The organism is Turicibacter sp. T129, from assembly GCF_025594975.1.
GTDB lineage: Bacteria > Bacillota_I > Bacilli_A > MOL361 > Turicibacteraceae > Turicibacter > Turicibacter bilis.
Genome location: NZ_JAMQUU010000012.1, coordinates 1 through 15,250 on the forward strand (window position 1 = coordinate 1; position 15,250 = coordinate 15,250).

The window sequence follows — 15,250 nt, forward strand, 5'->3', positions numbered from 1 at the left end:
TAGGCTATGTACTTTCCGCTACTTGGACGTACTCGGGACTTTAACCCGTTAGATAATACCCATGCCGGGCGCACATAAAAAAGACTTTCCCATCAAGATGAGAAAGTCCTATGTTAGGATTAGATTATTTTAAACGAGCTTCTAATTGAGCTTTTAATTCTTCGTTACCTGGTTTTCCAAGTAATGCGAACATGTTTTTCTTGTAAGCTTCTACACCTGGTTGGTCAAATGGGTTAACGCCTAAGATATATCCACTCATTGCACATGCTTTTTCGAAGAAGTATACTAAGTATCCAAAGCTATAAGCTGATAATTCTGGTAAGTCGATGATTAAGTTTGGAACTCCTCCATCAACATGAGCTAATAATGTTCCTTGGAAGGCTTTTTTATTAACAAAGTCAATTGTTTGTCCAGCTAAATAGTTTAATCCATCTAAATCTGATTCTTCAGCTTCTAATACAACTTCACGAGTTGGTTTTACTACGTTTACAACTGTTTCGAAGATGTCACGACGACCTTCTTGGATATATTGTCCCATTGAGTGTAAATCTGTTGAGAATGAAGCAGATGCTGGGAAGATTCCTTTTTGATCTTTACCTTCTGACTCTCCGAATAATTGTTTCCACCATTCATTGAAGTATAATAATGCTGGTTCGTAGTTGATTAACATTTCGATTGTTTTACCTTTTGAGTATAATGCGTTACGGATAACTGCATATTGATAAGCTTCGTTTTCTGCTAAGTTTGGATTAGCATATTCAGCACGAGCATCATTTGCTCCACGCATCATATCCTCGATGTTGATTCCACTTACAGCGATTGGTAATAATCCTACAGCCGTTAAAACTGAGAAACGTCCACCTACATTATCTGGAACGATGAATGATTCGTATCCTTCGCTAGTCGCTAATGTTTTTAATGCTCCTTTAGAAGCGTCAGTTGTTGCGTAGATACGTTTATTAGCTTCTTCACGTCCAACTTTTTCGATTAATAATTTTTTAAATACGCGGAATGCGATTGCTGGTTCAGTTGTTGTTCCAGATTTAGAGATAACATTGATTGAGAATGTTTTATCCGCTAAGTATTCAACTAACTCTTGAACGTAAGTTGAAGAAATATGATGTCCTACAAAGATAATTTGTGGTGCTTTACGTGTTGCTTTATCTTGTAAGTTGTAGAAATGATTATTTAACGCTTCAATAGCTGCACGAGCTCCAAGGTAAGATCCACCGATTCCGATAACTAATAATACATCAGAATCTGATTGGATTTTTTCTGCTGCTTTTTGAATGCGAGCAAATTCGTCTTTATCATAATTTTCAGGTAAGTCAACCCATCCTAAGAAGTCATTACCTGCTCCTGTTTGTTCATGAATACGGTTGTGAAGTACTTTTACTAATTCATTCGCGTATTCTAATTCATGTGGCGCAACAAATGATGCTGCATTCTCATAGTTAAATGATAGGAATTTTCCCATTGTGTTAATCCTCCTTGTTAACCCTTGCTATTTTCTCGAGTGAGTCTCGAATCCAAATGGGTAAATGTTGGGCTAGTGGTGCAAATCCACTTGAAGTCTCAAAGTCAGACGCCTTCATACGATGATATCGGTAATTATTATTTGCAACACCCTTTAAACTTAACCGAGCTTGATGATTATCCGAATTAAATTTAAGGACTTTTACATCAATATATTGACCGATGTTAACAAAATCACGGATATCTTTCACATATCCGTCCGACAGTTCTGAGATATGAATTAATCCATTACAATCTTCACTCAATTGGACGAACGCACCATAAGATTGGATACCAGTAACTTTCCCTCGTACGATACTCCCTTCTTTGATTTTCATCGTTTACACCTCAGTTCATACATACCCTTTCATTATATCATAAAGTTTTTTCCATATAATCGATATTGTGAATTTTTTTTACTTTGGATTTATTTTTTTATGTATCATCGGTTATCTACAGGTAAAAAAGTGTAATAAACCCTTTTATATTATATTTCTATTAGGCTCTTAAAAAGATTCTGATTGATGTGTTCTATGATGCATCAATCTTATTTTTATACTAAGACTCTAGTTATCATATTAAAATTTATTTAGCTAATTTAAAGAATACTAGTAACTCAAATGTTACCTTGCTATATCAATATAACATGATAACTTGTACAATTTAAACTATTGTCTGTTTGATTATATGATTAATTTCTAAACATAAGTCATTCTTTTTAATCATCATAAAAGCCTTAGAGATTAAATTCATTCTCTAAGGCTTCTTTTCGTGATGCTCGATTCTAAGATGTTTTTATTTCATCATGGCAGAGCTATGTTTATGACGATGTACTTTTTCAGGATATGCATAAGCAATCGCTGCATTAATGGCAACAACCACTTCACCAAATCCTGTTGTAATCATTTTGATTTTTCCATCGAACGTACAAGCATCTCCCGCTGCGAAGATTCCGTTGATACTTGTTTGTTGGCTAATATCTACACAAAGTGCGTTTTTATCTAATTCTAAATCCCACTCTTTAATTGGTCCAAGAGATGAGATAAACCCATATAAAACGATAACTTCATCAGCATGCACTAATTTTGTTTCATTAGTTGTTACGTTTGTTAATTCAACAGCCGTGACACGTCCGTTTTCTCCAGTTAAGCCTGCAGCCACATATGGCGTTAAGATTTCTACATTTGAAGCTTTTAAGTTGTCAACGCTAGAAGCATGTGCTCTAAATTCATCGCGACGATGAACGATTGAGACATTTTTAGCAACTCCATCAAGCATTAATGCCCAGTCGACAGCTGAATCTCCTCCACCAAAGATAACAACGTCTTTTCCTTTAAAGGTTTCCATTGTTGAAACGAAGTAATGAATATTTGAAAAATCATTAGCATTGGCAACGTCTAATTTACGAGGTGTAAATGCTCCATTTCCAGCAGTAATAACAATTGAACGTGAATAATGGCATTCCTTATCCGTACAGATTTTGAATGTTCCATCTTCTAACTTTTCAACAGTTTGTACGTTTGTGTTAGTCACTACGTCAATTCGATCTTTAAACTGATCCATTTGAACTTTTAATTGTTCAATCATTTCACCTGCTTTAATTTTAGGATGACCTGGTAAATCATAGATGTACTTTTCAGGATATAAGGCAGCTAATTGCCCCCCCAGCTCCGGTAAAGCATCAATAATTTTTGTTGTCATTCCGTGCATTCCTGCATAAAATGCACCGTAGATTCCAACAGGCCCAGCCCCAATAATTGTTAAATCATAAATTTTTTCCGTCATCATCTTCACCTCTTTTGATTTGATTACTACTTCTATAGTCAGCTTGTATTGACGATATTTTACAGCTTTAACTTCCATGTGTTAAATATAAATTTCATTTCTGTTTATATATATAAGTCCCGATAAGTTTTTCACATCGTGAAAACTTTAATCGGGACTATTCACTGCCTTACTACCAACGTATTTTGATAACTAAGACTGATGATAAAAACATGAAATGCATTTTGGTTTATATATAGTATAACTAAAACCAACACTCAAAACAACTTTTTGACATTAAAAGTTCTAAATAACTCCTGCCATAATTCCATAGATAACGGCAACAAAGATTCCAAATAACGTTCCACAGAACGTTTCTAGTGGTTCATGACCTAACAATTCTTTAAAACGCTTTTGATAGGTTTCATCTTGAAAGACTGAGAGATTTCCTGTCTTCATTAAATCATCTAATAATTGATTTAACATTTTGGCATGTTGGCCCGCATGACGACGAATTCCCATCGCATCATAAATGACGACTGCTGCAAAACAAAAAGAGATTGCAAATGCGGTTGAATCGATTCCATTAACGAATGCGACTGCTGTTGCAAGGGCAGCAACAAAAGCCGAATGTGAACTCGGCATTCCTCCCGTTGATAAAACAAGTGTTGGTCGCCACTCTTTTTTTGTAATCAAACGAAGTGGGACTTTAATAATTTGCGCTAATACATTAGCTAAGATTGCAGATTCTAATACATAATTAAACCACATTGTAGCTCTCCCCTTTTGCTAATAAGAAAAATTATACTTGCCGACGATGTGCGATTCGACTAGCGGCAGCTGCTGCAATAGCCCCGACTAAATCATCCATAAAGGTTTGACAACATCCTTCCGCTTTCCCTTTTTTATCAATTTCACCTAAAATTCCTGGTTTAAGCTTATCAATATAACCGTAATTTGTAAACCCAATCGATCCATAAACATTTAAAATCGAAAATGCAAGAACTTCATCAATTCCATATAAAGAGTAGTCATGATCGACCATTTCTTGTAACGGCTCTCCTAATAAATTCATTTCTGCCAATTCATCTAATCGAATGCCTGTTAGGACGGCATTTTGAACTTCTCGTTTTTTAAGAACAGCCTTGACGTTATGAAGACAAACATCTAACGTTAATCCTTCATAATAGTTTGACTGTAGAAAATACGTTAATTGTGCAATTTGTTCCAGTGTTACGCCTCTCTCATTAATTTTCTGTATGACTAATTCTTCTAATGCTTTTTGATCCATCTTAAATTCATCCCTTCAATTATCATATTTATATGTCACACCCGCATAGATATAGATTAGATACTTATTTTAAAATTTGAGGATGATCCGAATGAAGGAGCTAATTAATTGGTATTATCAACTCCAAATTGACCATTTAGAACAATTAAACGATATCTATTATACGAAGTTAGGTGACCGTTACATTTATATTATATCAGTTGGAAAAGAGAAAAATACAATTTTTTCCATCTTCTACAATTTTTACAGTATAGTACGCAGCAACGAATTCTATTATCAAAGGATAATACAACGACAGTGTTATTCGAGGGAGAACACTACTATGTGTTAGAGTCGACTGTCATACTACATGATTTTATCGACATTCGCACACTCCAGATTCCCATCATTTATCCAGAACCGTATGCACTTGCACCTGAATTAAAAGAGCGTTGGACAGCCAAAAATCGATTACATGAAGAACAATTGAACATCTTAATCGATCAACTATCCGCAGATGACCGACTCTTATTTTTCGACTTGGCTACTTATTATATTCATCTAAATGAGCAAGCTTATACATTTATCAATGAACTGATCGAGGTCAAGTACCCTGTTTCTTTATGTCATATGCGCCTGACTCCAACCAGTTATAAATTTGAATGTTTCTGTCCTAAGCTATTGACTTTAGATAATAAGTCTCGCTGCTACTGCGAATATATTCGTCACCTCTATTTAATGAATCAGGATTTAGTTCAAGTGCGATCATTTGTTCAAATTGTGAATCAAGTTAATCCACTTAGTCAAGAAGAATGGAAGCTTTTATATGCAAGATTATTTTTCCCTACTCAGTTTTACGATGCATTATTTAGCTTAAGAGAAGGTGAAAAAGTCAATATTCCATTAATCTACGAGCAAGCACTTAGCTATGCTAAATTACTCTATCAATTACCATATGAAGTGTATCGAAGCAATTTAATCGAACTTCGTATTCCTGAATGGGTCAAAACGGAGGCATTGTCAAAAACTTAAATAAAATGGTAAAAAAAGAGGCCCTACTCGAATATAACTAGTAGAGGACCTCTTTTTTACTATTATGCTAAATATTCTTCAATATTTTCAACGCCAATAACACCAGGAACTTCTTCTAATAGAATTTGTTCAATTCCGTCTTTTAACGTAGAGTCCATTGAGGCACAACCAACACATGCACCTAACATTTGCACATAGACAATTCCATCTTCAAATTTAACATATTCAACATCCCCACCATCGCGTTGTAAGTAGGGTCTTAATTTTTCTAGAATTTCAACGATCTGTTTTTCTGTTTCGTTCACTTCGATCACCTCATTAGATACTAGTTAAATTATAAAACGTAGCCCTGAAAAAGTAAACAGATATACATAAGGAGGAATACCTTTGCAACCTATTTTTTTCACTAAATTATCGACAATTGGCAATAACTATTTAATTTTAAATTATCTTGAACAGCCAGAGCTCTCTTTAGATTATGCCAATTTAGCTAAACATATAACTAATCCTCGAACTGGAATTTTAGCAGATGGAATCATTATCTTGCTTCCATCTCAACTTGCTGATTTTAAAATGATTATTTATAACCGAGATGGTTCTCGTGCTAAAACATGTGGAAACGGATTACGGCTCATCGGGCATTATTTATTAGAGATTGAACGCTTTAATCAGCCTCAAATCAAAATCGAAACTGACGCTAACGTTTCCATTTTAACACATGAAGAGGATTTAATAACTGTTGATTTAGGATTGGCCCATTCACTCATCGATCCTTGTCACCCCCTTTCCCTAAAAAGTCAAGTGACTGACTACTGCGGGGATATTGAAACACCATATGGAATTTGGCAAGTAGATATGATTTCCATGGGAAATCCTCACTTTATCATTTATACTGATGATGACCACGAGGCATTTGAGGAAGAAATGGAACGAATTTCAAAAAATTATGATGTTAATGTTGGGATGTTAACAGTTATTAATTCAAATGAATTATTATTAACCACTTACGAACGAGGGTCTGGTTTGACTAGTGCTTGCGGGACGAATGCGGCTGCCGCTGTGGCGAGTGCAGTGGCGAGACGACAAGTGAATCCATATGAATTGATTACGGTACATTTACCAGGCGGTGATCTTTATTTAAAATGGAATGAAGAGGCACATCTTTTAGCAACCGGGCGTTGCACTAAAACTTGTTGCGGAACTTACTTTTTTGAAGATGAAAAAAAGGACTTTTAAAAGTCCTTTTTATATTAGAATGTATTTTTCAATTCCAGTGGCTACGCCATCTTCTAATACACTATCTGTGACTTGGTGCGCATAGGATTTGACTTCGTCACTTGCATTTCCCATAGCAATCCCGCATCCAACAGTTGATAACATTTCGATATCATTTTTTCCATCACCAAAAGCATAGCTTTGTTCAACAGGAATACCTAAATGTTTAAGTGCCGTTAGGATACCTGTCGCTTTTGTGTTTTTCTTTGAATAAAGTTCAAATATGCGATCACTAATACTCTGAACATAATCATATTCAGGATTTTGTTCAACGAGTGATAAACAATATTCCATGGCTTCATCATTGGGACAAAGCATCTCAATTTTTTGTGTTTGAATGTCTTCTAACTGATAGTCACTAACTAAGTAGTTTCGTGAAATACCGATGCTATCAAAAATTTGATAATATTCTTTACATTCATCTTTCATGTACGAGTAGCAATCGCTTTGTAACATGTACTGGATTTGACGTTGTTCGAATTCTGCTGTGGCATTTTTTACAAAGGTGGGATCAAGTGGCTCTTTATAAATGGTTTCATTTCCAATCATTACTTGTGCTCCATTGGTTAAAATATATCCATCAAAACCAAAAGATAAAATGGCTTCACTTAAAAAAGCATACGGTCTGCCAGTGGCAATGAAAGCATAATGACCTTCTTGTTGTAAGCGACGAATGGCCTGTTTGACCTGATGACTTAAATCAATATGACCATTGATACAATCAATGAGTGTTCCATCAATATCAAAAAAGATAGCTTTTTTCATATTTAATCCCCCTCTAGACATAGAAAAATCCCTCTCGGGCTTTTATTAAATTGTAAATTCTGTTAAGTCTTTTAAAACATGTGTGGGTTGTGTGTCATAACTCATCACTTCTTCTCGTGTTGAAACACCACCTTCGATATAAATGGTCGGAACGTTTGCATTAATTCCAGCTAAAATATCTGTAAAATAATTATCTCCAATCATCGCGACTTCTGCAGCGGGAAGGTTAATTAATTCTAATGCTTTTTCCATAATAATACGTTCGGGTTTTCCGATGAAAATTGGATCGACTCCTGTTGAAACAGAGATGACTGATGTCAAAGCCCCATTTCCAGGTAATAAGCCACGCTCAGTCGGAATGGCAACGTCACCGTTTGTTGAGATGAATGTTGCTCCATTACGAATAGCTAAACAAGCTAATCCTAGCTTTTCATAGTTGATGTCACGATCTAAGCCAATAACCACATAATCAGGATTTTCACTGGTAATCGTTAATCCTTTTTCAACTAAGGCTGTTTCAAGTCCAATTTCACCAATCATATAGACTTTTGCATTTGGATTTTCATCGTAAATATATTGGGCTGTTGCCATTGATGGCGTATAAACTTGTTGTTCAGTGACCGGATATCCTAAGTCCGCTAGAACATCAGCCACCATTTGCGGTGTTTTTGTACTATTGTTTGTTAAAAATAAATATGAGATTTGTTTTTCGTGTAAAGCTTTAACAAATTCTAATGTTTCTTTAACGACTTTTGTTCCATGATAAGCTGTTCCATCTAAATCAATTAAATATCCTTTATACATAAGTCTTCCTCTTTCTTGCTATTTCTTCGATGTTGTCCATTCTTCTGAGTGTTGTTTTGGCACGATTTTTTCTACCACATAATACGGGCATCCATATGCACAATACTCAGCGATATATTCTGGAATCGTGACACATTTTAAATCTAAAGGAACGTTTTTACGTTCATTGTAGTAAAATCCTTTTAATCGAAGTTGTCCGCCTGAGAAATCTCCCACAATGACATCATATTTCTCTAAAATTTCTGTTAGTTTTTGATAAAATAATTCTTCGTCAAATTCTACGAGATGTGTTTTCACCACTTGATAACGATAACGACTCACAATCATCACCTCTTTTTTTACTATATAAATATTAAAGTATCTGTTACAATTCTGTATCAATCTGAATTCCTTAACCACTTTAAAGGGGGTTCCCTATGCTACGTAACGAAGTTCGTAGCTTTCCCCAATTGATAGGGTATGGGTCCCCTATGCCATGTGGCTCACTCAAAGAGTGAGATCATGGCTATCCTCCTCTGATAGGGCTTAAGTTCCCTGGCATTTTCGAAGAAAATGTTTCCTCAACTGCTAGGGTATGGGGTCCCTTATCCTACGTAACGAAGTTCCTAGCTTTGGCCAATTGATAGGGCTTGGGTCCCCTAGCATTTTTGAAGAAAATATATCTACCACTGGTAGGGATTTAAAAGTTTTTTGATGTAAAAACTTTTGTGGACTTATATATTAATCCAATAGTTTTATTTTATCACAAATGATCTAAAACCTCCATTATTTGCAAAGGCAAATATCGTCTCTAGTTTTTGAAGGAATGTCACCTATTTGATGACCTTCATCTATCGTTAACCTATTCTAATAAAATGTTTTCCATACCATTTTGTACACTTTGTTCAGGAGAAGCATTTGGCGCAGGTGTCTGTGTTTCATTTGTTTTTCCAGATTCATTCGTGAATGGGCTAAGAGGTGAAGCACTACTGCTTCCAATATAGTAGTATTGTGGTGTTTGTCCAGTAATCATTTTAATGACGAGCGGACTAGAAACAGTGACAGTCGTTTCCTCTGATTGAAAAGGTAATGTTACTTTTAATCTAACAGTAACTTTTAGTAAAATCTCAAGCATCGCATTATTGATGCCATACGGTTGAACAGCTGTCTCGATGTCAGTCACTACATTCCCTATAATCTTAGCTGAAACGGGAAATCGTGGCCCATATTCATGAAAAAGTGAGAGGTTAAACGCAGCCATTAAAGGGACAGAGAGTAAGATTCCATCTTCATACGGTCCGCCATAAATCGCATCTAATCCAAGTTCACTTAAATCTCCATTTTCAACAAGTAATAACTTCTCCTCTACTTGATGCGTCGCCGAGACGAGCAAACGGTTAAGTTCAGGGGTATTAATATAAACACTGCTGACATAGCCTTCATCATTTTCTTCAAAATGAATGACATCCTCTACTTTAAACGAGACTAAGTCGCTGCTCCCAATGGCTTCTTTTATAATTAAAGTTGCAATATTAACCGTTTGTTTTGAAGCATAACTCATCACAATTGTATAAATATTACTATAAACAAAATGAGCTGTATAAATGAATCCCCCTATGATTGCCATAGCAATAATTCGTCGTTTCCACTTTTTAAAATAATTCGTTGTTTTTTTTCTTCTTCGTGACTGTCTTCGCATTCGTTTCGTCATTTTTTACCGTCGCTCCTTTGTTGAATTTTTTACCAAAATAAAACCGGTTACACCAATAAACTCCATTGTGATTGCATCCCCCTAATGGCATAATGTAAGGGGTTCCCTCGAGGACCCCACCGCTAAACAAAATGAAGAAAGTCCTCAACTGGTGGGGCAATCATACATTTATTACGTGATTCTATTTTAAATAAAAATAAAACTCTTAGCTTTCCACTATGGGGGATATAAGGAGGCATCCTTGCATCAGTAATAAATGTATATTCGTAACTCGAGCAGGCTTGAACTGTTTTATATGCAAAAGGAGTGAAAAGTAATGAACTTACATGCAATTTATCATCGACCAAATCAAAATTATGCCTATTCATACGACTTAGAAACGATTCATGTACGATTACGTACTGCCAAAAATGATATCGAGCAGGTTACAGTCCGTTTTGGCGATCCTTATCATTGGATGGCCGGTGGCGGAGGTGGAAACCTAAATGCCGAAGGAGCACAAGGTTGGATTAGCCACGAAATCAAGATGAAAAAAGAAGTATCCACCGATTTATTTGATTTTTGGTTTGCTGAAGTCAAGCCGGAATTCAGACGTATGCGTTACGCCTTCATCCTTGAAAGTGAAAAACAACGAATTTTATTTGGTGAAAAAAAAATCGTCCCACTAACTGATGATGACGACTTAAACTATCCTTATTTGAACGAGATTGGAAATTTCTTCTGCTTCCCGTTTTTAAATCCAGCTGATATTTTTAACGCTCCAGAATGGGTTAAATCAACGATTTGGTATCAAATTTTCCCTGAACGATTTGCGAATGGAAATCCAGCATTAAATCCTGATCATACAGTAGAATGGGGAAGTGTCGATCCAAAGCACGATACATTCTATGGGGGGGATTTAGAAGGGGTGATTCAAAATCTTGACCACTTACAAGAGCTTGGAGTTAATGGCATCTACTTCTGCCCTATTTTCAAATCACCATCAACACATAAGTATGATACAACAGACTATTTTGAGATTGATCCACAATTTGGTGATAAAGCAACATTTAGAAGACTTGTGAAAGAAGCTCATCAACGCGGAATGAAAATTATATTAGATGCCGTGTTTAATCATTGTGGCTGGGAGTTTCCTCAATGGCAGAATGTCTTAAAATATGGTGAACAATCAACATATAAAGACTGGTTCCATATTCGAAAATTCCCATTAATAGAAAATGACTTTGATCCATTAACACAACCAGGTGGATTAAATTATGATGCTTTCGCATTCGCTCAAAATATGCCCAAGTTAAACACAGAAAATCCTGAAGTTATCGACTATTTCTTAGAAGTTGGTCGTTACTGGATTCGTGAATTTGATATTGATGGTTGGCGCTTAGATGTGTCAAATGAAGTTGATCATACATTCTGGCGCTTGTTTAGAAATGCTGTTCGTGAAGTAAAAAAAGATGTTTATATTTTAGGAGAAGTGTGGCATGATTCACAGCCATGGTTAAACGGTGATCAATTTGATGCCGTCATGAACTATCCACTAGGAGATGCTATTTTAAACTATGTCGCTCAAAATAAAATTAATTCCTCACAGTTTGTGGTTGCAATTAATAAGGTATTGACAGACTATGCAAAAAACGTGAATGAAGCTGCGTTTAACTTACTTGATAGCCATGATACTCAGCGTTTATTAACAGTTTGTGGCGGAAATAAAAAGAAAGCTTTACTCGCCTATACTTTATTAATGACACAAGCAGGGACACCATGTATTTATTACGGTAGTGAAATTGGACTAGATGGTGGGGCTGATCCACTTTGTCGAAAATGTATGATTTGGGATAAGGACTCTCAGGACCGAGAAATGTTTGATTATTTAAAGCAACTTATCCATCTTCGAAAAACATACAAAGCTTTAAGTTCTTCTGAATTAGAATGGATACAAGCTAGTGATACTGGTTCTTACCTTATTTTTAAAAAACAATTAAATGATGAAATCATTTATGTCATATTAAATAACAATAACAAATCTCAACTCATTAATTTATCTTCTTTACCAGAAGGTGTGTATACTGAATTGTTGACTAACACAGAAGTAAGCATGAAGGCTACATTACCAGTGAAACCTTATACTGCTTGGATTCTTAAGAAAATTTAAGAATGTTGCGGGGAGAACAGATATGAGTGATAATTTTGAACGCAAATCGCTGAAGCAATTGGCATGGCCAATTTTTATTGAATTAACCTTATTTATGCTGATGGGCATGGTCGATACCTTTATGCTAAGTGCCTATTCAGACTCTGCTGTTGCTGCTGTTGGAATGTCAAATCAAGTCATTAATTTAATTGCGGTAATGTTTAACTTTGTTGCCGCTGGAACTGTGATTTTAATGTCGCAAAATTTAGGAGCAAATCATCATCAAAAGGCTTGTGAAGTTGGGATCGTATCCATCGGTGCAAACTTAATCATTGGGGTTATTTTAAGTATGGTGATGGTTGTTTGTTCCAAATATATTCTTGACTTTATGAATACACCTGATGAGATCATGAACACAACTGTCACTTATACAAAAATTGTCGGGAGCTTTTTATTTTTAATGGCCATTCAACCGGTTCTTAGTGGAATTTTACGAAGCTATGGCTATACAAAGCAATCAATGATCATCACACTAATTGCAAACATTATTAACATTTTGGGCAATGCCCTCTTTATTTATGGTTTATTTGGAGCACCTGAACTCGGTCCAATTGGAGTCGCAATTTCAACAGTCTTTAGCCGTTTTATTACCGTGCTCTTAATTGCATTCATCATTGTCAGAAAAATTGATTTCTCATTTTCAGAGCAATTTTTCAAACGTTGGCCAATTCAAGATATTAAAAATATTTTAAAAATCGGGGTGCCTTCTGCCTTAGAGCAAGTCGCTTACTCAAGTTCACAAGTTGTCATTTTGTCATTTGTGTCCTTACTTGGAACATTAGCAATTACAACGAGAGTTTATACATCCAACCTTTCAATGTTCATCTATTTATTTAGCTTAGCCATTGCTCAAGCGAACCAAGTTTTAGTCGGTTATTTTATCGGTGAAGAGAAGAATGAAGAAGTCTATAAACAAACTTTTAAAACCCAAGGGTTGGCCGTTGCTGTTTCTTTGATACTTTCAATTGTTGCTTATTTCGGTAGTGATTTATTATTTGGAATCTTTACAAATGATCCGGCTATTTTAAGTCTTGGAAAATCATTATTACTCGTAAATACAGCGCTTGAGATTGGTCGCGCCTCAAACTTAGTTTTAACGAATGCGCTAAAAGCAGCGGGAGACGTTAATTATCCTTTCATTTTTGGAATTGTTGGAATGTGGCTCATCTGTATCCCAGTTGCTTATATTTTAGGAATTCATTTTAACCTTGGATTAGTTGGGATTTGGATTGCATTTGCTATCGACGAATGTTTTAGAGGGCTGATTTTCACCTTTAGATTTAGAGGCAAGAAATGGACTAATAAGTCTTTCATTTCCTAATAGCTCATGATATCCATTGACATTGTGAAAGATTGTCTTTTATAATTAGGATAGAAATAACGAGTAATAAGGGAATTTAGAGGTGAAAAACTTTGGCGAATATTAAAGACGTCGCAAAGCTTGCTAACGTTTCTGTAGCAACCGTCTCACGCGTCATCAATAACAAAGGATATGTCAATGAACATACAAAAGAGTTAGTTATGCAAGCAATTAAGGAATTAAATTACGTTCCTAATGAAATTGCACGTTCTCTGTATCGAAAATCATCAAAAATTATTGGAATTATTATTCCAGATTTAAAAAATGAGTTTTTTAATGATATGATCTCCGGAATTGAAGAAGTTATTTTACAACATGGCTATAAAACAATGCTTTGTACATCAAGAGAAAGCCTTGACCGTGAAAAAGAATACTTACAAATCTTTTCAACAAATAAAATTGATGGTCTAATTTTATGTTCGAATTCTCCAGATATCGTATCATACATCAATTTGGATATTCCTATCGTTGGATTAGATCGTATTATTAGTAAAGATATTCCATCTGTTACAGCAGATAATTATATGGGGGGAATCTTAGCAGCCAATCGATTAATTGAGGCAAATTGTAGGAAGATTGTTCAGTTCAGAGGCCCTCAAACATTATCTCCTGCTAATGAACGCGCAAACGGTTTTTTACAAACCTTACAGCGCCATCCAGATATTCAAGTTCATACAGTAGAACTAGAATTTACTCCAGATACCAATGCTGAAATCTATAACTTCTTAGTCACTCATCCTGAAATTGATGGAATTTTTGCAGCAAGTGATATTATTGCAGCAAACTGTATTCGTTGCCTAAAGAAACTAGGACGCCAAGTTCCACAAGAGATTAAAATTATCGGTTACGATAACATTAGTATTTGTGAATTTACAGATCCAACGATTTCAACAATTGCTCAACCAATAGTTTCAATGGGGGAAATCGCTGCAGAAACATTATTTAAACTAATCAATAACGAACCAATCGAACAACGACATATTTCCTTACCGGTTGAACTCATCGAACGAGAATCTACCAAATAAAAGGTTGAAACAAACGTTTATCTCGCCGTGAAGGTTAACAAAAAAAGGCTGATGACTCTTTTTGGAGTCTACAGCCTTTTTTTCAACTTTATAGGAGAGAGGCTTGTTGAAACTGGATTGGGTCACCTGGCATTTTCGAAGAAAATGTATCCTCAACTGCTAGGGCAATGGTGAGTGAAACGAACCCGTAGCTTTCCTCTACTGGTAGGGAATGGATTTTTAGTTGGAGATTTAATTAGTTATAGTATTGGAATCACTGCCGCGTTTAGACTAGACTATTTAGTAAACTTAGAAGTAAATAAACGATGATTGATTAAATAATCTAACCCAATCCGCCTATATCCTTAAGCATTCATAGTTGTACCTCATCAACTAGTTCCACTAAAACTACTATTCAATCAAACTGAATCTTTTTACTCTCTCCAACGATTGTTCTAACTAATCATACTATTTTCTTAGAGAGGCAAGTCTAAAACATACGTCACTTTTTTAGCGATAGTCCCTCATTAAATGTTGAATTGACTTTCATTTCTTAAATAGGTTAACTAATCGAGTAGGAGAT

16 protein-coding genes are annotated in these 15,250 nt (G+C 35.4%); 6 read left to right on the forward strand and 10 right to left on the reverse strand.

The genetic code is table 11. The features are described from left to right. Positions 1-124: 124 nt before the first annotated feature. The 5 genes from NEH75_RS01300 to NEH75_RS01320 form a co-directional block, all read right to left on the reverse strand. The gene (locus NEH75_RS01300; protein ID WP_055244682.1) at positions 125-1,477 is read right to left on the reverse strand and encodes a glucose-6-phosphate isomerase; all 1,353 of its coding nucleotides are present in this window, start codon (positions 1,475-1,477) and stop codon (positions 125-127) included. Between the two features lie 4 nt (positions 1,478-1,481). Continuing rightward, entirely contained in the window at positions 1,482-1,853 is a 372-nt protein-coding gene (locus tag NEH75_RS01305; RefSeq protein WP_055244684.1) for a CvfD/Ygs/GSP13 family RNA-binding post-transcriptional regulator, read from the reverse strand. Positions 1,854-2,310: 457 nt separating this feature from the next. Then, entirely contained in the window at positions 2,311-3,303 is a 993-nt protein-coding gene (locus tag NEH75_RS01310; protein WP_256644738.1) for an NAD(P)/FAD-dependent oxidoreductase, read from the reverse strand. Between the two features lie 282 nt (positions 3,304-3,585). Next, positions 3,586-4,050 carry a divergent PAP2 family protein gene (locus tag NEH75_RS01315; protein ID WP_055305557.1) on the reverse strand — a complete coding sequence of 155 codons (465 nt, stop codon included), beginning with the start codon at positions 4,048-4,050 and terminating at the stop codon, positions 3,586-3,588. A 31-nt stretch (positions 4,051-4,081) separates the two neighbouring features. Continuing rightward, entirely contained in the window at positions 4,082-4,570 is a 489-nt protein-coding gene (locus NEH75_RS01320) for a phosphatidylglycerophosphatase A (protein WP_055305556.1), read from the reverse strand. A 324-nt stretch (positions 4,571-4,894) separates the two neighbouring features. On the opposite strand from NEH75_RS01320, the gene NEH75_RS01325 reads away from it, so the two are divergent. Then, positions 4,895-5,581, forward strand: a complete 687-nt coding sequence (locus tag NEH75_RS01325) for a hypothetical protein (RefSeq protein ID WP_262948366.1) — start codon at positions 4,895-4,897, stop codon at positions 5,579-5,581. A gap of 62 nt (positions 5,582-5,643) precedes the next feature. On the opposite strand, the gene NEH75_RS01330 is transcribed toward NEH75_RS01325, so the two are convergent. After that, positions 5,644-5,886 carry a NifU family protein gene (locus NEH75_RS01330; protein WP_055244695.1) on the reverse strand — a complete coding sequence of 81 codons (243 nt, stop codon included), beginning with the start codon at positions 5,884-5,886 and terminating at the stop codon, positions 5,644-5,646. 82 nt (positions 5,887-5,968) lie between these two features. On the opposite strand from NEH75_RS01330, the gene dapF reads away from it, so the two are divergent. Beyond that, complete coding sequence (dapF, locus tag NEH75_RS01335) at positions 5,969-6,817, forward strand: diaminopimelate epimerase (protein ID WP_055275897.1); 849 nt, start codon at positions 5,969-5,971, stop codon at positions 6,815-6,817. A 9-nt stretch (positions 6,818-6,826) separates the two neighbouring features. Here dapF and NEH75_RS01340 read toward each other — a convergent pair whose 3' ends face one another. From NEH75_RS01340 to yunB, 4 genes are all read right to left on the reverse strand, one after another. Then, entirely contained in the window at positions 6,827-7,621 is a 795-nt protein-coding gene (locus NEH75_RS01340) for a Cof-type HAD-IIB family hydrolase (protein ID WP_055305555.1), read from the reverse strand. A gap of 45 nt (positions 7,622-7,666) precedes the next feature. Further along, complete coding sequence (locus tag NEH75_RS01345) at positions 7,667-8,425, reverse strand: TIGR01457 family HAD-type hydrolase (RefSeq protein ID WP_055275901.1); 759 nt, start codon at positions 8,423-8,425, stop codon at positions 7,667-7,669. An 18-nt stretch (positions 8,426-8,443) separates the two neighbouring features. Next, complete coding sequence (locus NEH75_RS01350) at positions 8,444-8,746, reverse strand: YutD family protein (RefSeq protein ID WP_411039924.1); 303 nt, start codon at positions 8,744-8,746, stop codon at positions 8,444-8,446. A 520-nt stretch (positions 8,747-9,266) separates the two neighbouring features. After that, on the reverse strand, positions 9,267-10,115 hold the full coding sequence (yunB, locus tag NEH75_RS01355; RefSeq protein ID WP_238581292.1) for a sporulation protein YunB: 849 nt from the start codon (positions 10,113-10,115) through the stop codon (positions 9,267-9,269). A gap of 316 nt (positions 10,116-10,431) precedes the next feature. On the opposite strand from yunB, the gene NEH75_RS01360 reads away from it, so the two are divergent. From NEH75_RS01360 to NEH75_RS01375, 4 genes are all read left to right on the forward strand, one after another. Then, a complete protein-coding gene (locus NEH75_RS01360; RefSeq protein ID WP_055305553.1) occupies positions 10,432-12,264 on the forward strand; it encodes a glycoside hydrolase family 13 protein in 1,833 nt (610 codons plus the stop codon). 22 nt (positions 12,265-12,286) lie between these two features. After that, a complete protein-coding gene (locus tag NEH75_RS01365) occupies positions 12,287-13,624 on the forward strand; it encodes an MATE family efflux transporter (RefSeq protein ID WP_055244708.1) in 1,338 nt (445 codons plus the stop codon). A gap of 92 nt (positions 13,625-13,716) precedes the next feature. Continuing rightward, positions 13,717-14,688 (forward strand): LacI family DNA-binding transcriptional regulator, encoded by a 972-nt coding sequence (locus NEH75_RS01370; RefSeq protein ID WP_055244710.1) that lies wholly within the window; start codon positions 13,717-13,719, stop codon positions 14,686-14,688. A gap of 174 nt (positions 14,689-14,862) precedes the next feature. After that, complete coding sequence (locus NEH75_RS01375; RefSeq protein WP_262941108.1) at positions 14,863-14,997, forward strand: hypothetical protein; 135 nt, start codon at positions 14,863-14,865, stop codon at positions 14,995-14,997. The last annotated feature ends 253 nt before the right edge of the window (positions 14,998-15,250 follow it).